This is a genomic window from Pseudomonas sp. NBRC 100443 (assembly GCF_030268185.1).
GTDB lineage: Bacteria > Pseudomonadota > Gammaproteobacteria > Pseudomonadales > Pseudomonadaceae > Pseudomonas > Pseudomonas citronellolis.
Map to the genome: position 1 here is coordinate 1 of NZ_BSQE01000043.1, position 20,155 is coordinate 20,155.

16 protein-coding genes, 4 tRNA genes and 1 rRNA gene are annotated in these 20,155 nt (G+C 62.0%); all 21 read right to left on the reverse strand.

Going from position 1 to position 20,155, the window contains the following annotated elements; translation table 11 throughout:
- On the reverse strand, nucleotides 1–172 hold a 172-nt coding region (locus tag QSJ95_RS31950), incomplete at its 3' end, for a GTP-binding protein (RefSeq protein ID WP_243434909.1).
- A gap of 30 nt (nucleotides 173–202) precedes the next feature.
- A complete protein-coding gene (gene fusA, locus QSJ95_RS31955; RefSeq protein WP_009617134.1) occupies nucleotides 203–2,332 on the reverse strand; it encodes an elongation factor G in 2,130 nt (709 codons plus the stop codon).
- A gap of 30 nt (nucleotides 2,333–2,362) precedes the next feature.
- Complete coding sequence (gene rpsG, locus QSJ95_RS31960) at nucleotides 2,363–2,833, reverse strand: 30S ribosomal protein S7 (RefSeq protein WP_009617132.1); 471 nt, start codon at nucleotides 2,831–2,833, stop codon at nucleotides 2,363–2,365.
- 100 nt (nucleotides 2,834–2,933) lie between these two features.
- On the reverse strand, nucleotides 2,934–3,305 hold the full coding sequence (gene rpsL, locus QSJ95_RS31965) for a 30S ribosomal protein S12 (RefSeq protein ID WP_009617130.1): 372 nt from the start codon (nucleotides 3,303–3,305) through the stop codon (nucleotides 2,934–2,936).
- A 150-nt stretch (nucleotides 3,306–3,455) separates the two neighbouring features.
- Nucleotides 3,456–7,655: a DNA-directed RNA polymerase subunit beta' gene (rpoC, locus tag QSJ95_RS31970; protein ID WP_009617128.1), complete on the reverse strand. Its 4,200-nt coding sequence runs from the start codon at nucleotides 7,653–7,655 to the stop codon at nucleotides 3,456–3,458.
- 61 nt (nucleotides 7,656–7,716) lie between these two features.
- On the reverse strand, nucleotides 7,717–11,790 hold the full coding sequence (rpoB, locus tag QSJ95_RS31975; RefSeq protein WP_009617126.1) for a DNA-directed RNA polymerase subunit beta: 4,074 nt from the start codon (nucleotides 11,788–11,790) through the stop codon (nucleotides 7,717–7,719).
- A 221-nt stretch (nucleotides 11,791–12,011) separates the two neighbouring features.
- Nucleotides 12,012–12,380: a 50S ribosomal protein L7/L12 gene (rplL, locus tag QSJ95_RS31980; RefSeq protein WP_009617125.1), complete on the reverse strand. Its 369-nt coding sequence runs from the start codon at nucleotides 12,378–12,380 to the stop codon at nucleotides 12,012–12,014.
- Nucleotides 12,381–12,457: 77 nt separating this feature from the next.
- On the reverse strand, nucleotides 12,458–12,958 hold the full coding sequence (gene rplJ / locus QSJ95_RS31985) for a 50S ribosomal protein L10 (RefSeq protein ID WP_009617123.1): 501 nt from the start codon (nucleotides 12,956–12,958) through the stop codon (nucleotides 12,458–12,460).
- A 204-nt stretch (nucleotides 12,959–13,162) separates the two neighbouring features.
- Nucleotides 13,163–13,858, reverse strand: coding sequence for a 50S ribosomal protein L1 (gene rplA, locus QSJ95_RS31990; protein ID WP_009617121.1), 696 nt, complete (start codon nucleotides 13,856–13,858; stop codon nucleotides 13,163–13,165).
- The gene (gene rplK / locus QSJ95_RS31995) at nucleotides 13,858–14,289 is read right to left on the reverse strand and encodes a 50S ribosomal protein L11 (protein ID WP_009617119.1); all 432 of its coding nucleotides are present in this window, start codon (nucleotides 14,287–14,289) and stop codon (nucleotides 13,858–13,860) included. The genes rplA and rplK overlap by 1 nt, the downstream gene beginning before the upstream one ends.
- Before the next feature lie 119 nt (nucleotides 14,290–14,408).
- Nucleotides 14,409–14,942 (reverse strand): transcription termination/antitermination protein NusG, encoded by a 534-nt coding sequence (nusG, locus tag QSJ95_RS32000; protein WP_009617117.1) that lies wholly within the window; start codon nucleotides 14,940–14,942, stop codon nucleotides 14,409–14,411.
- Between the two features lie 9 nt (nucleotides 14,943–14,951).
- The gene (gene secE / locus QSJ95_RS32005; RefSeq protein ID WP_009617115.1) at nucleotides 14,952–15,320 is read right to left on the reverse strand and encodes a preprotein translocase subunit SecE; all 369 of its coding nucleotides are present in this window, start codon (nucleotides 15,318–15,320) and stop codon (nucleotides 14,952–14,954) included.
- Between the two features lie 46 nt (nucleotides 15,321–15,366).
- Nucleotides 15,367–15,442, reverse strand: a tRNA-Trp gene (locus QSJ95_RS32010).
- Nucleotides 15,443–15,495: 53 nt separating this feature from the next.
- Nucleotides 15,496–16,689, reverse strand: a complete 1,194-nt coding sequence (gene tuf, locus QSJ95_RS32015) for an elongation factor Tu (RefSeq protein WP_009617114.1) — start codon at nucleotides 16,687–16,689, stop codon at nucleotides 15,496–15,498.
- 83 nt (nucleotides 16,690–16,772) lie between these two features.
- Nucleotides 16,773–16,848: transfer RNA gene (locus tag QSJ95_RS32020), tRNA-Thr, on the reverse strand.
- 18 nt (nucleotides 16,849–16,866) lie between these two features.
- A tRNA-Gly gene (locus QSJ95_RS32025) sits at nucleotides 16,867–16,940 on the reverse strand.
- Nucleotides 16,941–16,965: 25 nt separating this feature from the next.
- Nucleotides 16,966–17,050 (reverse strand) — tRNA-Tyr (locus QSJ95_RS32030).
- Nucleotides 17,051–17,190: 140 nt separating this feature from the next.
- Nucleotides 17,191–17,874, reverse strand: coding sequence for an SPOR domain-containing protein (locus tag QSJ95_RS32035; RefSeq protein ID WP_043318881.1), 684 nt, complete (start codon nucleotides 17,872–17,874; stop codon nucleotides 17,191–17,193).
- A gap of 8 nt (nucleotides 17,875–17,882) precedes the next feature.
- Nucleotides 17,883–18,632: a pantothenate kinase gene (locus QSJ95_RS32040; protein WP_285647743.1), complete on the reverse strand. Its 750-nt coding sequence runs from the start codon at nucleotides 18,630–18,632 to the stop codon at nucleotides 17,883–17,885.
- Nucleotides 18,622–19,566: a bifunctional biotin--[acetyl-CoA-carboxylase] ligase/biotin operon repressor BirA gene (gene birA, locus QSJ95_RS32045; protein WP_058071807.1), complete on the reverse strand. Its 945-nt coding sequence runs from the start codon at nucleotides 19,564–19,566 to the stop codon at nucleotides 18,622–18,624. The genes QSJ95_RS32040 and birA overlap by 11 nt, the downstream gene beginning before the upstream one ends.
- Before the next feature lie 513 nt (nucleotides 19,567–20,079).
- Nucleotides 20,080–20,155 (reverse strand): 5S ribosomal RNA (rrf, locus tag QSJ95_RS33110); the annotation flags it as partial.

Here is a 20,155-nt window from a genome sequence, read left to right on the forward strand (position 1 = left end):
CTTTCTCTTCCGGCGCGTTGTCGATCTGGTCGAAGGCGCGAGCGGAGCCACCCCAGGTCTCGGAGCAGACCTTGGTCAGAGCAGCGGTCAGAGTGGTCTTACCGTGGTCGACGTGGCCGATGGTGCCAACGTTGACGTGCGGTTTGTTACGTTCAAATTTTTCCTTAGCCACGACAGTAACCTCTTAACTTAAAGGGCTGAATCAAGCTTGTTTTTTAACCAGCGCTTCGACGATGTTCGACGGAGCTTCGGCGTATTTGGAGAATTCCATGGAGTAGCTCGCGCGACCCTGGGACATGGAACGTACGTCGGTCGCATAACCGAACATCTCGCCCAGCGGAACCTCGGCACGGATAACCTTACCGGAAACCGAGTCTTCCATCCCCTGAATCAGACCGCGACGACGGTTCAGGTCGCCCATCACGTCGCCCATGTAGTCCTCAGGAGTCACCACTTCCACTTTCATGATCGGCTCGAGCACCTTGCCGCCGCCCTTCTGGGCCAGCTGCTTGGTCGCCATGGAAGCAGCGATCTTGAACGCCATCTCGTTGGAGTCGACGTCGTGGTAGGAACCATCGAACACGGTGGCCTTCAGGCCGATGAGCGGATAGCCGGCGACGACGCCGTTCTTCATCTGCTCTTCGATGCCCTTCTGGATCGCCGGGATGTATTCCTTCGGAACCACACCACCTACGACTTCGCTGGTGAACACCAGGCCTTCGGTGATGTTGCCCTTCTCGTCCACATCCGGAGTCGAGAAGCGGATCCAGCAGTGACCGAACTGACCGCGACCACCGGACTGACGAACGAACTTGCCTTCGATCTCGACGTTGTCCTTGGAGATGGTTTCGCGGTAGGAAACCTGCGGCTTGCCGATGTTGGCCTCGACGCCGAACTCGCGCTTCATGCGGTCGACGAGGATGTCCAGGTGCAGCTCCCCCATACCGGAGATGATGGTCTGGCCGGTTTCTTCGTCGGTCTTGACGCGGAACGACGGGTCTTCCTGGGCCAGCTTGCCGAGGGCGATGCCCATCTTCTCCTGGTCAGCCTTGGTCTTCGGCTCGACAGCCACCGAGATGACCGGCTCCGGGAAGTCCATGCGCTCGAGGATGATCGGCTTCTCGATGTCGCACAGGGTGTCACCGGTGGTGACGTCCTTCATGCCGATCAGAGCCGCGATGTCACCAGCGCGCACTTCCTTGATCTCGTCACGCTGGTTGGCGTGCATCTGCACCATACGACCAACGCGCTCTTTCTTGCCCTTCACGGAGTTGATGACCGACTGGCCGGACTCCAGAACGCCCGAGTAGACGCGGACGAAGGTCAGGGTACCGACGAACGGGTCGGTAGCGATCTTGAACGCCAGAGCGGAGAACGGAGCGTTGTCGTCGGCCGGACGCTCGTCGTGGATCTCGTTGTCATCGGTGCTGTCCGGGTGGACGCCCTGGATGGCCGGGATCTCGGTCGGAGCAGGCAGGAAGTCGATGACGGCGTCCAGAACCAGGGGCACGCCCTTGTTCTTGAAGGACGAACCGCAGACCGCCGGAACGATTTCGCAGGCGATGGTACGCTGGCGCAGGCCGGCCTTGATCTCTTCGATCGACAGCTCGCCGCCTTCCAGGTACTTGTTCATCAGCTCTTCGTTGGCCTCGGCAGCAGCCTCGACCATGTTGTTGCGCCATTCGTTGGCCAGGTCCAGCAGCTCGGCGGGAATCTCTTCCTCGCGGTAGCTGGTGCCCTTGTCGTCTTCGTTCCAGTAGATGGCCTTCATCTTCATCAGGTCGATCTGACCCTGGAAGTCATCTTCTGCACCGATGGCCAGCTGAACCGGGACCGGGGTGTGGCCCAGGCGGTTCTTGATCTGACCGACGACGCGCAGGAAGTTGGCGCCGGCGCGGTCCATCTTGTTCACGTAGACGATACGCGGAACGCCGTACTTGTTGGCCTGACGCCATACGGTTTCGGACTGCGGCTCAACGCCGGAGGTGCCGCAGAACACCACGACAGCACCGTCCAGTACGCGCAGGGAGCGCTCGACTTCAATGGTGAAGTCTACGTGGCCGGGGGTGTCGATGACGTTTACGCGGTACTTGTCGTACTGGCCGCGCGAACCTTCCCAGAAGGTCGTGATCGCAGCGGAGGTGATGGTGATACCACGCTCCTGCTCCTGCACCATCCAGTCGGTGGTAGCAGCGCCGTCGTGTACCTCACCCATCTTGTGGCTGAGACCTGTGTAGAACAGGATCCGCTCGGTAGTGGTGGTCTTGCCCGCGTCGACGTGGGCGCAGATACCAATGTTCCGGTAGCGGTTAATTGCTGTAGTACGAGCCATAAAGCCCTCGCAAAAGAATGGAAGCCGCGATTAGAAGCGGTAGTGGGAGAAGGCCTTGTTGGCTTCAGCCATACGGTGCACGTCTTCACGCTTCTTGACGGCGGCGCCTTTGCCTTCGGCGGCATCCAGCAGTTCGCCGGCGAGGCGCAGGGCCATGGACTTCTCGCCGCGCTTGCGGGCGTAGTCCACCAGCCAGCGCATGGCCAGGGCATTACGACGGGACGGACGTACTTCGACCGGAACCTGGTAGGTAGCACCGCCGACACGGCGGGACTTCACTTCGACCAGCGGAGCGATGGCGTCGAGAGCTTTCTCGAAGAGTTCCAGGGGGTCACCTTTACTGCGCTCTTTGACCTTGTCCAGAGCACCGTAAACGATACGCTCGGCAACGGCTTTCTTGCCGCTTTCCATCACGTGGTTCATGAACTTGGCCAGAATCTGGCTTCCGTATTTCGGATCGGCCAGGATCTCACGTTTGGCCGCTACACGACGTCTTGGCATTGATAAGCCCTCAAACGGTCTTCAGGTTAGCCCGGGACTGCAACACTTTGGTTACGCGCCCGACCTTACTCTTATCGACTCAGCAAATAGGAAAAAACGATTACTTCGGACGCTTGGCGCCGTACTTGGAACGACCCTGCTTACGGTCTTTGACACCCGAGGTGTCCAGCGAACCGCGCACGGTGTGGTAACGCACACCCGGAAGGTCCTTTACACGACCGCCACGGATCAGCACTACGCTGTGCTCTTGCAGGTTGTGACCTTCACCACCGATGTACGAAGTGACTTCGTAGCCGTTGGTCAGGCGAACACGGCATACCTTACGCAGTGCCGAGTTCGGCTTTTTCGGCGTGGTGGTGTATACGCGGGTGCATACGCCACGACGTTGCGGGCAGTTCTGCAGCGCCGGCACGTCGCTCTTGTCGACCATGCGCTTGCGCGGCTTACGCACCAGCTGGTTGATAGTTGCCATCTATAGCTCCACTGATTGTCTTACGACACTTAAACGAAATGGCAGAGCATGCGCCCTGCCAATTTTCGGGGTACAAAATACTAAAGAGCTTCCAGCACCCCGTCAAGACAAAGCCCCGGCTGTCAGGACAGCCGGGGCTTCGCTCAAGGCTTAATTGCCACTCAGGTTGAGCGCTTCGGCCAGTGCTGCTTCGGCTTCGCTGGCGCTCACGCGCTGCGGTTTGCCGAGCTCGCGCTGACGCTTGCGCTCGCTGTGATAGGCAAGGCCGGTACCCGCCGGGATCAGACGACCGACCACCACGTTTTCCTTCAGGCCGCGCAGGAAGTCGCGCTTGCCGGTGACCGCCGCCTCGGTGAGGACGCGGGTGGTCTCCTGGAAGGAAGCCGCGGAGATGAACGACTCGGTCGACAGCGAGGCCTTGGTGATACCCAGCAGGACGCGCTCGTACTTGGCCGGGAACTTGTCCACGGTGGCCAGTACTTCGTTCTCTTCCAGCACCTGGACCAGTTCGACCTGGTCGCCCTTGATGAAGGAGGAGTCGCCCGACTCGGCCACTTCGACCTTGCGCAGCATCTGCCGCAGGATGGTCTCGATGTGCTTGTCGTTGATCTTCACGCCCTGCAGGCGGTACACGTCCTGGATCTCGTTGACGATGTACTTGGCCAGCGAGCTGACGCCCAGCAGACGGAGGATGTCGTGCGGGTTGCTCGGGCCGTCGGAGATGACTTCGCCGCGGTTCACCTGTTCGCCTTCGAACACGTTCAGGTGACGCCACTTCGGAATCAGCTCCTCGTACGGATCGCTACCGTCGTTCGGCGTGATGACCAGGCGGCGCTTGCCCTTGGTTTCCTTGCCGAAGGAGATGGTGCCGCTGATTTCCGCCAGGATCGAAGGCTCTTTCGGACGACGAGCCTCGAACAGGTCGGCAACGCGCGGCAGACCACCGGTGATGTCGCGGGTCTTCGAGGTTTCCTGCGGGATACGTGCAACCACGTCACCCACGCGCACCTTGGCGCCGTCGGTCAGGTTGACCAGGGCGTTGGCGGGCAGGAAGTACTGTGCCGGCACGTCGGTGCCCGGCAGCAGCAGGTCCTTGCCTGCGGCGTCGATCAGCTTCACCGCCGGACGGATGTCCTTGCCGGAAGCCGGACGGTCTTTCGGATCCATCACCTCGATGTTGGTCAGACCGGTGAGTTCGTCGGTCTGGCGCTTGACGGTGATGTTCTCTTCCATGCCGGCGAAGGCAACGGTACCGTCCACTTCGGTGACGATCGGGTGGGTGTGCGGGTCCCACTTGGCGACGATGGCGCCCGGGTCGACCTTGTCACCTTCCTTCACGGAGATCACGGCGCCGTAAGGCAGCTTGTAGCGCTCGCGCTCGCGACCGAAGTCGTCGGCCACGGCCAGCTCGCCGGAACGGGAAACCGCCACCAGCGCGCCGTCGGCACGCTCGACGTGCTTCAGGTTGTGCAGGCGGATGGTACCGCCGTTCTTCACCTGGACGTTGTCCACGGCGGAGGTCCGGCTGGCCGCACCACCGATGTGGAAGGTACGCATGGTCAGCTGGGTACCCGGCTCACCGATCGACTGCGCGGCGATGACGCCGACCGCTTCACCGATGTTCACCTGGTGACCACGGGCCAGATCGCGGCCGTAGCACTTGGAGCAGATGCCGTGACGGGTTTCGCAGGTGATCGGCGAACGGACCAGGACTTCGTCGACGCTCATCTGCTCGAGGAAATCGACCCACTTCTCGTCGATCAGGGTGCCGGCCGGCACGATGACGTCGTCGCCACCGGGCTTGAACACGTCGCGCGCGACCACACGGCCGAGCACGCGCTCGCCCAGCGGTTCCACCACGTCGCCGCCTTCGATGTGCGGCGACATCAGCAGGCCGTGCTCGGTGCCGCAGTCGATCTCGGTCACCACCAGGTCCTGGGCCACGTCGACCAGGCGACGGGTCAGGTAACCGGAGTTCGCGGTCTTCAGTGCGGTATCCGCCAGGCCTTTACGAGCACCGTGGGTGGAGATGAAGTACTGGAGTACGTTCAGGCCTTCACGGAAGTTCGCGGTGATGGGGGTCTCGATGATCGAGCCGTCCGGCTTGGCCATCAGGCCACGCATACCGGCCAGCTGACGGATCTGGGCCGCGGAACCCCGCGCACCGGAGTCCGCCATCATGTACATGGAGTTGAAGGACTCCTGGTCGACTTCCTTGCCCTCGCGGTCGATGACCTTCTCTTTCGAGAGGTTGGCCATCATCGCCTTGGACACTTCGTCGTTGGCCTTGGACCAGAGGTCGATCACCTTGTTGTACTTCTCGCCCTGGGTTACCAGGCCGGAGGCGTACTGGGTCTCGATCTCCTTCACTTCCTCGGTGGCGGCATTGATGATGCGCGCCTTCTCGTCCGGGATGACGAAGTCGTTCACGCCGATCGAGACGCCGGAGATGGTCGAGTAGGCGAAGCCGGTGTACATCAGTTGGTCGGCGAAGATGACGGTGTCCTTCAGACCCACCACGCGGTAGCAGTGGTTGATCAGCTTGGAGATCGCCTTCTTCTTCATCGGCTGGTTGACCACGTCGTACGGCAGGCCTGCCGGCACGACCTGGAACAGCAGGGCGCGGCCGACGGTGGAGTCGACGATACGGGTGTTGGCGGTCAGGCTGCCGTCTTCGTTCTTGATCTTCTCGTTGATCCGTACTTTCACGCGGGCGTGCAGGGACACCTGGCCGCTGCGGTATGCGCGGTCGACTTCCTGCAGGTCGGCGAAGGCCATGCCCTCGCCCTTGGCGTTGATGGCTTCACGGGTCATGTAGTACAGACCCATCACCACGTCCTGCGACGGCACGATGATCGGCTCGCCGTTGGCGGGCGAGAGGATGTTGTTGGTCGACATCATCAGCGCGCGCGCTTCCAGCTGGGCCTCGAGGGTCAGCGGAACGTGGACGGCCATCTGGTCACCGTCGAAGTCGGCGTTGTACGCCGCGCACACCAGCGGGTGCAGCTGGATCGCCTTGCCTTCGATGAGCACCGGCTCGAACGCCTGGATACCCAGACGGTGCAGGGTCGGCGCACGGTTCAGCAGCACGGGGTGTTCGCGGATGACTTCGGCGAGAACGTCCCAGACCTCGGGCAGTTCGCGCTCGACCATCTTCTTCGCGGCCTTGATGGTGGTGGCCATGCCACGGGCTTCGAGCTTGCCGAAGATGAACGGCTTGAACAGCTCGAGGGCCATCTTCTTCGGCAGGCCGCACTGGTGCAGGCGCAGGGTCGGGCCGACGGTAATTACCGAACGACCGGAGTAGTCCACGCGCTTGCCGAGCAGGTTCTGACGGAAGCGACCTTGCTTGCCCTTGATCATGTCGGCCAGGGACTTCAGCGGGCGCTTGTTCGAGCCGGTGATGGCGCGACCGCGGCGGCCGTTGTCCAGCAGGGCGTCGACGGCTTCCTGCAGCATGCGCTTTTCGTTGCGCACGATGATGTCCGGAGCGGCCAGGTCGAGCAGGCGCTTCAGACGGTTGTTACGGTTGATCACCCGGCGGTACAGATCGTTCAGATCCGAAGTCGCGAAGCGGCCGCCATCCAGCGGAACCAGCGGACGCAGGTCCGGCGGCAGCACCGGCAGGACGGTCAGCACCATCCACTCCGGATGGTTGCCGGAGCCCTGGAAGGCTTCCATCAGCTTCAGACGCTTGGACAGCTTCTTGATCTTGGTTTCCGAGTTGGTCTGCGGAATCTCTTCGCGCAGGCGGCCGATCTCGTGCTCCAGGTCGATCTGGTTGAGCAGCTCGCGAACGGCCTCGGCGCCCATGCGCGCGTCGAAGTCGTCACCGAACTCTTCGAGGGCCTCGAAGTACTGCTCGTCGTTCAGCAGCTGGCCCTTCTCCAGGGTAGTCATGCCCGGGTCGATCACCACGTAGCTCTCGAAATAGAGCACGCGCTCGATGTCACGCAGGGTCATGTCCAGCAGCAGGCCGATACGGGACGGCAGGGACTTCAGGAACCAGATGTGGGCGACCGGCGAGGCCAGCTCGATGTGGCCCATGCGCTCGCGGCGCACCTTGGCCAGGGCGACTTCGACGCCGCACTTCTCGCAGATCACACCGCGGTGCTTCAGGCGCTTGTACTTACCGCACAGGCACTCGTAGTCCTTCACCGGGCCGAAGATCTTGGCGCAGAACAGGCCATCGCGCTCCGGCTTGAAGGTACGGTAGTTGATGGTCTCCGGCTTCTTAACTTCGCCGAACGACCAGGAACGAATCATCTCGGGCGAGGCCAGACCAATACGGATGGCATCGAACTCCTCGATTTGACCCTGGTTTTTCAACAGATTGAGCAAGTCTTTCAAGGCCTTTCCTCCTCACGGACCCGGTGCGGCGGCTAGCCGCCGCACCGTTTATCGTCACGTGTTATTCGGTTTCCAGTTCGATATCGATGCCGAGCGAGCGGATCTCTTTGATCAGCACGTTGAAGGACTCGGGCATGCCGGCCTCCATGCGGTGATCCCCGTCCACGATGTTCTTGTACATCTTGGTACGGCCGTTCACGTCGTCCGACTTCACGGTCAGCATTTCCTGCAGGGTGTAGGCGGCGCCGTAGGCTTCCAGCGCCCAGACCTCCATCTCCCCGAAACGCTGGCCACCGAACTGCGCCTTGCCACCCAGCGGCTGCTGGGTGACCAGGCTGTAGGAGCCGGTGGAACGTGCGTGCATCTTGTCATCGACCAGGTGGTTCAGTTTGAGCATGTACATGTAGCCGACGGTGGTCGGACGCTCGAACTGGTTGCCGGTGCGGCCGTCGAACAGGCGCATCTGGCCGCTCTCCGGCAGGTCGGCCAGCTTCAGCATGGCCTTGATCTCGCGCTCCTTGGCACCGTCGAACACCGGGGTAGCCATGGGCACGCCGCCCTTGAGGTTGTTGGCCAGAGCGACGATCTCGTTATCGGACAGCTCTTCCAGGTTCTCCTGGCGGCCACCGATCTCGTTGTAGATCTCGTTCAGGAACTGGCGCAGCTCGGCGATCTTGCGCTGCTCTTCGAGCATGCGGTTGATCTTCTCGCCCAGGCCCTTGGCCGCGAGGCCCAGGTGGGTTTCGAGGATCTGACCGACGTTCATACGCGAGGGTACGCCCAGCGGGTTCAGAACGATGTCCACCGGCGTGCCGTTGGCGTCGTGCGGCATGTCTTCGACCGGCATGATCACCGAGACCACACCCTTGTTACCGTGGCGGCCGGCCATCTTGTCGCCCGGCTGGATGCGGCGCTTGATGGCGAGGTAGACCTTGACGATCTTCAGCACGCCCGGAGCCAGGTCGTCGCCCTGCTGCAGCTTGCGCTTCTTGTCCTCGAACTTGTCGTCGAGCATCTGACGGCGGTCGCTGAGGTAGGCCTGGGCCTTCTCCAGCTGCTCGTTCAGGGCGTCTTCGGCCATGCGCAGCTTGAACCACTGGCCGCGCTCGAGACCGTCGAGGTACTCGTCGGTGATCTCGGTGCCTTTCTTCAGCGCCGGGCCGCCATCGGCGACGGCGCCGACCAGGGCCGAACGCAGACGCTCGAAGGTGGCGCCTTCGACGATGCGGAACTCCTCGTTGAGGTCCTTGCGGATCTCGTCGAGCTGCATCTTCTCGATGGACAGGGCGCGGCTGTCGCGCTCCACGCCGTCGCGGGTGAAGACCTGGACGTCGATCACGGTGCCCTTGGTGCCGGTCGGCACGCGCAGGGAGGTGTCCTTAACGTCGGACGCCTTCTCACCGAAGATCGCGCGCAGCAGCTTCTCTTCCGGAGTCAGCTGGGTCTCGCCTTTCGGGGTGACCTTGCCGACCAGGATGTCGCCGGCCTGTACTTCGGCGCCGACGTAGACGATGCCGGCTTCGTCCAGCTTGTTCAGCGCGGCCTCGCCCACGTTCGGGATGTCCGCGGTGATTTCCTCTGGGCCGAGCTTGGTGTCACGGGCGACGCAGGTCAGTTCCTGGATGTGGATCGTGGTGAAACGATCCTCCTGGACCACGCGCTCGGACAGGCAGATGGAGTCTTCGAAGTTGAAGCCGTTCCAGGGCATGAACGCGACGCGCATGTTCTGGCCCAGGGCCAGTTCACCCATGTCGGTGGACGGACCGTCGGCGAGGATGTCGCCGCGGGCGATCACGTCACCCTTGCTGACCAGCGGACGCTGGTTGATGCAGGTGTTCTGGTTGGAACGGGTGTACTTGGTCAGGTTGTAGATGTCGACGCCGGCTTCACCGGTCTCGACCTCGTCATCCGCCACGCGCACCACGATACGGCTGGCGTCGACCGAGTCGATCACACCGCCGCGGCGAGCCACCACGCAGACGCCGGAGTCACGGGCGACGTTGCGCTCCATGCCGGTGCCCACCAGCGGCTTGTCGGCGCGCAGGGTCGGAACGGCCTGACGCTGCATGTTCGAACCCATGAGCGCACGGTTGGCGTCGTCGTGCTCGAGGAACGGAATCAGCGAGGCAGCGACGGAAACGACCTGCTTCGGCGATACGTCCATGAGGGTGACGTCTTCCGGCGCCTTCACGGTGAATTCGTTCAGGTGACGTACGGCGACCAGCTCGTCGATCAGGCGGCCCTTGGCGTCCAGGGTCGCGGAGGCCTGGGCTATCACGTGGTCGGCCTCTTCGATGGCGGAGAGGAACACGATCTCGTCGCTGACCAGGCCTTCCTTCACCACGCGGTACGGGCTTTCCAGGAAGCCGTACTTGTTGGTACGGGCGTAGGTCGCCAGGGAGTTGATCAGGCCGATGTTCGGACCTTCGGGGGTTTCGATCGGGCACACGCGGCCGTAGTGGGTCGGGTGTACGTCACGAACCTCGAAGCCCGCGCGCTCACGGGTCAGACCGCCCGGGCCGAGTGCGGAGACACGGCGCTTGTGGGTGATCTCGGAGAGCGGGTTGTTCTGGTCCATGAACTGCGACAGCTGGCTGGAACCGAAGAACTCCTTGATCGCGGCGGCCACCGGCTTGGCGTTGATCAGGTCCTGCGGCATCAGGCCTTCGCTTTCGGCCATGGACAGGCGTTCCTTGACCGCGCGCTCGACGCGCACCAGGCCAACGCGGAACTGGTTCTCGGCCATCTCGCCGACGCAGCGGACGCGACGGTTGCCCAGGTGGTCGATGTCGTCGACGATGCCCTTGCCGTTACGGATGTCGACCAGGGTGCGCAGTACGTCGACGATGTCTTCCTTGCTCAGCACGCCCGGACCTTCGATCTCGCTGCGGCCGATGCGGCGGTTGAACTTCATGCGGCCAACGGCGGACAGGTCGTAGCGCTCGGCGCTGAAGAACAGGTTGCCGAACAGGGTCTCTGCGGCTTCCTTGGTCGGCGGCTCGCCGGGACGCATCATGCGGTAGATCTCGACCAGGGCTTCCAGCTGGTTGCCGGTGGAGTCGATCTTCAGCGTGTCGGAGATGAACGGACCGCAGTCGATGTCGTTGGTGTACAGGGTTTCCAGGCGCACGACCTGGGCCTTGGCGATCTTCGCCAGGACGTCGACGGTCAGCTCGGTGTTGCACTCGGCGATGATCTCGCCGGTAGCCGGGTGCACGACAGCCTTGGCCACGGTACGGCCAATGAGGTAGTCGAAGGGCACTTCCAGCTCGGTGATGCCAGCCTTTTCCAGCTGGTTGATGTGGCGTGCGGTGATACGGCGGCCCGCTTCGACGATGACCTTGCCGGCGGCATCCTTGATGTCGAAGCTGGCGATCTCGCCGCGCAGACGGTGCGGCACCAGCTCCAGACGCAGACCTTCGCCCTTGATGTGGTAGACGTTGGTCGCGTAGAAGGCATCGAGGATCTCCTCGGTGCTATAGCCCAGCGCGCGCAGCAGGACGGACGCCGGCAGCTTGCGGCGACGGTCGATACGGACGAACACGCAGTCCTTCGGATCGAATTCGAAGTCCAGCCAGGAACCGCGGTAAGGAATGATGCGCGCGGAGTACAGCAGCTTGCCGGAGCTGTGGGTCTTGCCACGGTCGTGGTCGAAGAACACACCCGGGGAACGGTGCAGCTGGGAAACGATGACGCGCTCGGTACCGTTGATGATGAAGGTACCGTTCTCGGTCATCAGGGGGATTTCCCCCATGTAGACTTCCTGTTCCTTGATGTCCTTGATCGCTTTGCTCGACGACTCTTTGTCGAAGATGATCAGGCGCACTTTCACCCGCAGCGGGACGGCGAAGGTCACGCCGCGCAGCACGCACTCCTTGACGTCGAAGGCCGGCTCACCCAGGCGATAACCGACGTATTCCAGGGCAGCGTTGCCGGAATAGCTGATAATCGGGAAAACGGACTTGAAGGCCGCATGCAGACCGATGTCGCGGATCTGATCCTTGCTTGCACCTGCCTGCAGGAATTCGCGATAGGAATCCAGCTGGATGGCCAGCAAATACGGCACATCCATGACGTCCGGCAACTTGCTAAAGTCCTTGCGGATACGTTTTTTCTCAGTGTATGAGTAAGCCATCAGCGTTCCCCAGCTTGGTCACCTGCTTGTTTGGCCTCTCCCACGGGAGCAGCCGAAAAATCGTGCAAACCTGGCGTTTGCGCCACCCCTGAGGGTGGGAGTTTTCCGTTATGGGAAGGGGCCTGTCGGCACCCCACCCAGAACGGAAAAAGGCCGGTGGCAAAAGCCACCAGCCATCAGCCTGTCGCTTGACGCTCGGGCTGTAGACGCAAGGGGCGAGCTTACTTGAGCTCGACCTTGGCGCCAGCTTCTTCCAGGGCTTTCTTGGCAGCTTCGGCCTCTTCTTTCGAAGCGCCTTCCTTGACCACGCCCGGGGCGCCGTCAACGACAGCCTTGGCTTCTTTCAGGCCCAGGCCGGTCAGTTCACGAACGACCTTGATCACGTTCACTTTCTTGTCGCCGGCTTCGGCCAGGACGATGGTGAACTCGGTCTGCTCTTCGGCAGCGGCAGCGGCAACAGCCGGGCCAGCGGCAACAGCGGCAGCAGCGGTAACGCCGAACTTCTCTTCCATCGCCTTGATCAGTTCAACGATCTGCATGACGGACATTTCGGATACGGCGTTGATGATGTCTTCGTTGGTCAGAGCCATGACTCTAATTCCTGTATTGGGTGACGGCGCTCGCGCCATCGATTAAACAAAAAAGGTTTGAAAGCGTACCGGTTGCCTTAGGCAGCGGCGGCTTCTTTCTGGTCGCGAATAGCCGCCAGAGTACGAGCCAGCTTGCTGGTGGCGCCTTGGATCACGCTCATCAGCTGTGCAACGGCTTCGTTGTAGGTCGGCAGGGTCGCCAGAACGTCGATCTGATTGGCTGCGAGGAATTGACCCTCGAACGCGGCCGCCTTGATCTCGAACTTGTCCTGACCCTTGGCGAACTCCTTGAAGATACGGGCGGCAGCGCCCGGATGTTCGTTGGAGAAAGCAATCAGGGTCGGGCCCTTGAACGTGTCGTTGAGCACTTCGAACTGAGTGCCTTCAACGGCGCGCTTGAGCAGGGTGTTACGTACGACTTTCACGTACACACCAGCTGCGCGGGCCTCTTTACGGAGTCCGGTCATTGCGCCGACGGTCACGCCACGGGCATCAGCCACGACAGCGGACAGACCGGCTTTGGCAGCCTCGTTGACTTCAGCGACGATGGCCTTCTTGTCTTCGAGTTTAATTGCCACGGGTTTACTCCTGGATGTTACCGTTTCGTCCAGCCGGAGCCGGACGGCGTTTTGGTGTCTGATCCGGTTAACGAATCGGGAGCACCATCTGCGTAGGCTTGTGGTTTAAGGCTTGCGCCGCCTACGGTCTTGGACAGCCCCCGCCAGGCAGGGACCCCAATACCTGCGGGTGATGGGCCAGGCCCACCACCCGACTTTGTCCTATCAGCCTTCCAGGGAAGCCTGATCGATCTGCAGACCCGGGCCCATGGTGGTGCTCAGGGTCACGCGCTGAACGTACACGCCCTTCGAGGAGGCGGGCTTCAGGCGCTTCAGGTCAGCCAGCAGAGCTTCGACGTTCTGCTTCAGCTTGACCGGCTCGAAATCGATCTTGCCAACGGAGGCGTGGATGATGCCGTTCTTGTCGGTACGGAAGCGAACCTGACCAGCCTTGGCGTTCTTCACGGCAGTGGCTACGTCCGGGGTCACGGTACCGACTTTCGGGTTCGGCATCAGGCCGCGCGGGCCGAGAACCTGACCCAGCTGACCGACAACGCGCATCGCGTCCGGGGAGGCGATGACCACGTCGTAGTTCAGGTCGCCGGCCTTCATCTCGGCAGCCAGCTCGTCCATACCGACCTTGTCGGCGCCTGCAGCCAGAGCGGCTTCGGCAGCCGGGCCCTGGGTGAAGACGGCAACGCGGACGCTCTTGCCGGTGCCGTTCGGCAGAACGGTGGCACCACGAACGACCTGGTCGGATTTACGCGGATCGACGCCCAGGTTGATGGCGATGTCCACGGACTCCTTGAACTTGATGGTCGACAGCTCGGCCAGCAGTTTGGCGGCGTCTTCGAAGCCGTATTGCTTGCCGGCTTCGATTTTCTCGGCGATAGCCTTTTGGCGCTTGGTCAGCTTAGCCATTACACACCCTCCACGTTGAGGCCCATGCTACGCGCGGAGCCGGCGATGGTACGCACGGCCGCATCCATGTCAGCTGCGGTCAGATCGGCCTGCTTGGTCTTGGCGATCTCTTCCAGCTGAGCACGGGTAACGGTGCCCACTTTCTGGCTGTTCGGACGGCTGGAGCCGCTGCTGATGCCAGCAGCTTTCTTCAGCAGTACCGAAGCCGGGGTGCTCTTGGTTTCGAAGGTGAAGCTGCGGTCGCTGTAAACAGTGATGATCACCGGAGTCGGCAGACCGGGCTCCATGCCCTGGGTCTTGGCGTTGAACGCCTTGCAGAACTCCATGATGTTCACGCCGTGCTGGCCCAGAGCGGGACCGACCGGCGGCGACGGGTTGGCTTGACCAGCCTTTACCTGCAGCTTGATGTAAGCCTGAATTTTCTTAGCCATGTGCTACTCCAGTTACGGGTTCTAGCGCCACAAGGGCTCCCCGGTTGCTTTCGCGTTTATCCCAAGGACGACAAAACCCCGCAGCCTATGGCTGCGGGGTGTGGGATGCATTGTGCAAGTCAGACTTTCTCGACTTGGCTGAACTCCAGCTCTACCGGGGTAGAGCGACCGAAAATGAGCACTGCGACCTGGATCCGGCTCTTTTCGTAGTTGACCTCTTCAACCACGCCATTGAAGTCCGCGAAGGGACCGTCGATGACGCGAACGGTTTCGCCCGGCTCGAAGAGCGTCTTCGGCTTGGGCTTGTCGCCGCTGTCGGCGACACGACGCAGGATGGCCTCGGCCTCCTTGTCGGTGATCGGAGCCGGCTTGTCGGCGGTACCGCCGATGAAGCCCATGACGCGAGGAGTGTCCTTGACCAGGTGCCAGGTACCCTCGTTCATTTCCATCTGGACCAGCACATAGCCGGGGAAGAACTTGCGCTCGCTCTTGCGCTTCTGGCCGTTACGCATTTCCACGACTTCTTCCGTGGGAACCAGAATCTCGCCGAACTCGTCTTCCATGCCGGCCAGCTTGACCCGCTCGATCAGCGAGCGCATGACATGCTTCTCGTAACCCGAGTAGGCATGCACTACGTACCAACGCTTAGCCACGGAACACCCTTAACCTACGATCATGGAAACCAACCAACCCAGCAGGGAGTCGAGCCCCCACAGCAGCAGCGCCATAACCAGCACTACAGCGACCACGATCATAGTGGTCTGAGTCGTTTCTTGGCGAGTCGGCCATACGACCTTGCGAATCTCGGCACGCGCCTCTTTCGCCAGGGTGAAGAAAGCACGACCCTTGACGGTCTGCAGGGCCACGAAGCCAGCTACAGCCGCAAGAACCAGGATACCGAGCACGCGATAGAGGAGCGGTTGAGCGGAGTAATACTGGTTGGCGACGACGCCGACCACGACAACCACTGCGACCAAGAGCCACTTCAAGATGTCAAAACGCGACTCGTTGGCTTCTGCCTTCGCATTCATCTGCTGGGAATCCCGTTGAAGAAATGCCAAATTCCGTCGAGAAATTTGGCAGGCCAGGAGGGAATCGAACCCCCAACCTGCGGTTTTGGAGACCGCCGCTCTGCCAATTGAGCTACTGGCCTAGAACAAAGTCAGGCCGACCATTATGCCGGCCTGAGAGGGAAAGATCAATCGATTATTCGATGATCTTGGCAACCACGCCGGCGCCAACGGTACGACCGCCTTCGCGGATAGCGAAGCGCAGGCCGTCTTCCATGGCGATCGGGGCGATCAGGGTGACGGTCATCTTGACGTTGTCACCCGGCATTACCATCTCGACGCCTTCCGGCAGCTCGCAGTTGCCGGTCACGTCGGTGGTACGGAAGTAGAACTGCGGACGGTAGCCCTTGAAGAACGGGGTGTGACGACCACCTTCTTCCTTGGACAGCACGTACACTTCGCACTCGAACTTGGTGTGCGGCTTGATGGTGCCCGGCTTGGCCAGAACCTGGCCACGCTCTACGTCTTCACGCTTGGTGCCGCGCAGCAGGACGCCGACGTTCTCGCCAGCACGACCTTCGTCGAGCAGCTTGCGGAACATTTCAACGCCGGTGCAGGTGGTCTTGGTGGTCGGACGGATGCCGACGATTTCCACTTCTTCCTGGACCTTGACGATACCGCGCTCGACACGACCGGTTACCACGGTGCCGCGGCCGGAGATCGAGAACACGTCTTCGATCGGCATCAGGAACGGCTGGTCGATGGCACGAACCGGCTCGGGGATGTAGGAGTCCAGGGTTTCCACCAGCTTGCGCACGGCGGAAACGCCCATCTCGTTGTCGTCCTGGCCGTTCAGGGCCATCAGCGCGGAACCGATCACGATCGGAGTGTCGTCGCCCGGGAAATCGTAGGTGTTCAGCAGGTCGCGAACTTCCATCTCGACCAGTTCCAGCAGCTCGGCGTCGTCAACCATGTCGGCCTTGTTCAGGAACACGACGATGTAGGGAACGCCTACCTGACGGGACAGCAGGATGTGCTCGCGAGTCTGCGGCATGGGGCCGTCGGCAGCCGAGCAAACCAAGATTGCGCCGTCCATCTGGGCAGCACCGGTGATCATGTTCTTCACGTAGTCGGCGTGGCCCGGGCAGTCTACGTGAGCGTAGTGGCGTACCGGCGAGTCGTATTCGACGTGCGAAGTGTTGATGGTGATACCACGGGCTTTCTCTTCCGGCGCGTTGTCGATCTGGTCGAAGGCGCGAGCGGAGCCACCCCAGGTCTCGGAGCAGACCTTGGTCAGAGCAGCGGTCAGAGTGGTCTTACCGTGGTCGACGTGGCCGATGGTGCCGACGTTGACGTGCGGTTTGTTACGTTCAAACTTCTCTTTAGCCATTTTGACCGTCTCCCACTAGGAATTGAGAAAGCCGTATCACCGATAAAACAAAGGCAGATACTTTCATATCTGCCTTTGTTAAGTGGAGCTCATGAGCGGATTTGAACCGCTGACCTCACCCTTACCAAGGGTGTGCTCTACCAGCTGAGCTACATGAGCAAACATAAGCAGCAAGTCTGGAGCGGGTAGCGGGAATCGAACCCGCATCATCAGCTTGGAAGGCTGAGGTTCTACCACTGAACTATACCCGCGGAGCCTGACGCTCACGCTTGAAACTGGTGGAGGGGGAAGGATTCGAACCTTCGAAGTCTGAGACGTCAGATTTACAGTCTGATCCCTTTGGCCGCTCGGGAACCCCTCCGAGTGAGGCGGCATTCTACAGTCTGCCACCGCGTTGTCAACAGTTTTTTCTTTAAAAACTTGAGCTTAGCTCTTCGACAACGACTTCGTGAAATTCCCCTTTCAGGTCCCCCCTACGAAGCGGGCGCCATTCTATGCAAACTATTCGGCGGTTGCAACGCTTTTGCATGGCATTGTTTGCCTTTGCAATTCCGGGAAGTCCACGAGCAGTTGGCGCAGCAGGCTATCGTCCGCCAGGCGCCGGCTCTCGGGAGCGATCTGCACCCAGAAATCATGACGATTGCGCCCCAGCTCCCGCACCAGGGCATCGTACCCGGCGGTCTTCAGGCGCTCGACGACCGCGTTGGCCGAATCCTCGTTCTGGAAGATCCCCAGGGAAATGCCATCGGCGAGGTCGCCCTCGGTGATGATGTAGCTGTCGATCTTGCGCGCCTGCAGCTCACGCAGTTGCCAGAGCGAAGCCTGGCGCGAGGCCAACGGCGGCAGGTAGACCCAGTAGTCGGTTCCGGCGGCGGCGTCGATCTTCTGCCGGCTCACATGCACGTCGAGACTGGTGAGGCGCTGCTCGAGCGCCTTGGCCCGGTTCTCGTCGGAGAAGGGACCGAAATAGAGGCACGCACTCTCCTGCGCCGGCGGCGCCCCGGCCATCTCCGACTGACGCCGCTGCGCGGACTCCGGCGACTCGCTGAGCAGGCGAATGTTCTTCTGCTCGCCGCGGTACAGGCTCAGAGGCGCGATTTCTTTCGCCCGCAAGGGCGTCTGCTGCTGATGCCAGATGAAGTAGAAGGCGTTCAGCACCAGGAGGAACAGAAAGAACCAACGCATGAGGGGTATTACTCCAGCGGGCAGGCGATGGCCAGGCCGGTAAAGACCAGGTCGGGAAGGATTCGCGCCTGGGGCAGCTCATCCCTGACCAGCTCGGCATCTCCGCCGGTGAGGAACACGGCGCAGTCGCCGCCGAGCAACTCGCAGGCCAACTGATATTGCTCGCGCACGAAACCGCGCAGCATCAACAGGCAGCCCCGCTCCACCGCTTCCGCGGTCTCGCGCCCCGGCGAGAGCCCCTGCAAGGCTTCGCGAGCCGCTGCGTCGTCGTAACGGATACGCCGGGTATGGGTGCGCAGTTGGCTGCGCATCAACGGCATGCCTGGGCAGATATAGCCCCCCAGATGCTGCCCGGCGGCATCCACCAGGTCGGAGGTCACCGCGGTGCCCAGATCGAGCACCAGGCACGCACCACCCGCCAATTTGTAGCCAGCCACCAGAGCCACCCAGCGATCCAGGCCGAGGCGCTGGTAGTCGCGATAGCCATTGCGGACACCGGCCAGGACCTCGGCCGGCTGTGCGATGCTCGCGTCTATGCCGAAAGCCTCGCTCAACGCCTGCACGAGCGACGCCGTTTCCTGTTCGCTGCGCACGCTGACCAGACGGCAATGACGAAGCGCGAGCCCCTCGCAGCCGCGCAGCCGCTCGAGCAGCGCAGCATCGGAATCCGCGACGCCGGAGGCAACGGCCGCCAACCCGGCGGAGCGGATCACCCGCCATTTGATCAGGCTATTGCCACAGTCCAGTTCAAGAATCATCAGACAACCTCAGACTCAACTCGCCCCCGCTGAAGCGGCTTTCCACGCCATCGACCTCGAGGCGTAACGCCCCCTGCTCGTCGATCCCCAAGGCGCGGCCGACGATGTGCTTGGCAGCGGTCGAAAGCACGACTTCGCGCCCCTGCCACAGATGGAAGGACTCCCACTCCCGCTGGCTGGCCGCAAAGCCCTGCTCGCGATGACGGGCCAGGTGCCACTCCAATTCCCGGCTCAGCGCGGCGAGCAGTTCGTTGCGATCCACCGGGCGCCCCGCGGCTTCGCGCAAGGACGTCCAGGGCTGGTCGATGCCTTCCGCGGCACGCATGTTCACATTGATGCCTATGCCGATGGCCACGCTGCACAGGTCTGCAGGGTCGCCGGTCAACTCCAGGAGAATGCCGGCCAGCTTCTTGCCATCGAGCAGAATGTCGTTCGGCCACTTCAGGCCGACACCGGCGATGCCGAGCGACTGGATGGCGCGCACCACGGCAAGGCCGACGACCAGACTCAGCCCTTCCAGCTCCTTGGGCCCTCCCCTCACAGAGATGCCCAGGGTGCAATAAAGGTTGGCGCCGAACGGACTCACCCAGGCGCGCCCGCGCCGCCCCCTTCCCGCCGTCTGCCGCTCGGCCACCACGGCGAAGGGCGTGGCGGCGCCGGCATCCAGTCGGCGCATGACTTCGGCATTGGTCGAATCGACCGAGAACAGCACGTCCAGAGGCCAGGGCGCCCGGACCTGTTGCGGATCGATGGCCATCAACGGCTCGGCCAGGCGATAGCCACGGCCGCGCACGGATTGCACCTCCAGCCCGAACTCGCTCTCCAGGCCCTGCAGGCGTTTCCAGACGGCACTACGGCTGACACCCAGCGCCGCCCCCAACTCCTCGCCGGAATGGAATCGTCCATCGCCCAGTAGTTTCAGCAATGTCTGCATATCGCGTCCCGCCACAATAAGGCACGCATGATATAGAGGCGCTTTCCGCTTGCCTATGCACTAGCGGCGAGCGAAATGACAGGAGATGCCTTTGTAGCCCGCGATTCGCGCGCAGGGCGCGCTCCTACAGGGGGAATGGCGCAGGTGGGGCGGCGTAGGAGCGGATCTTATCCGCGAATCGCGCCGGGACCGCCGGCATCGCGGACAAGGTCCGCTCCTACGGGTGCAGGACGTACCCTCGTAGGATGGCGTTGAGCGAAGCGATACCCATCGCCATGACCGGCCCAGGGCAAGCCGTAGGGCGAATAACCGTTCGCGGTTATCCGCCGATACACCGAGGCCACAGCCAACGCCCAGGCCAACCCCGGAGCCGCCGGGAGCCAAGGCCAAACGGCGGATAACGCCGTAGGCGTTATGCGCCCTACGCCGGGAGCGCTTCTGCCGTTCCGGCTTTTCCGCGCACCAAAGCAAAACCCCCGACCAGCCAGGCTGATCAGGGGTTTTGGGATAGGTGCTTGACGATGACCTACTCTCACATGGGGAAACCCCACACTACCATCGGCGATGCGTCGTTTCACTGCTGAGTTCG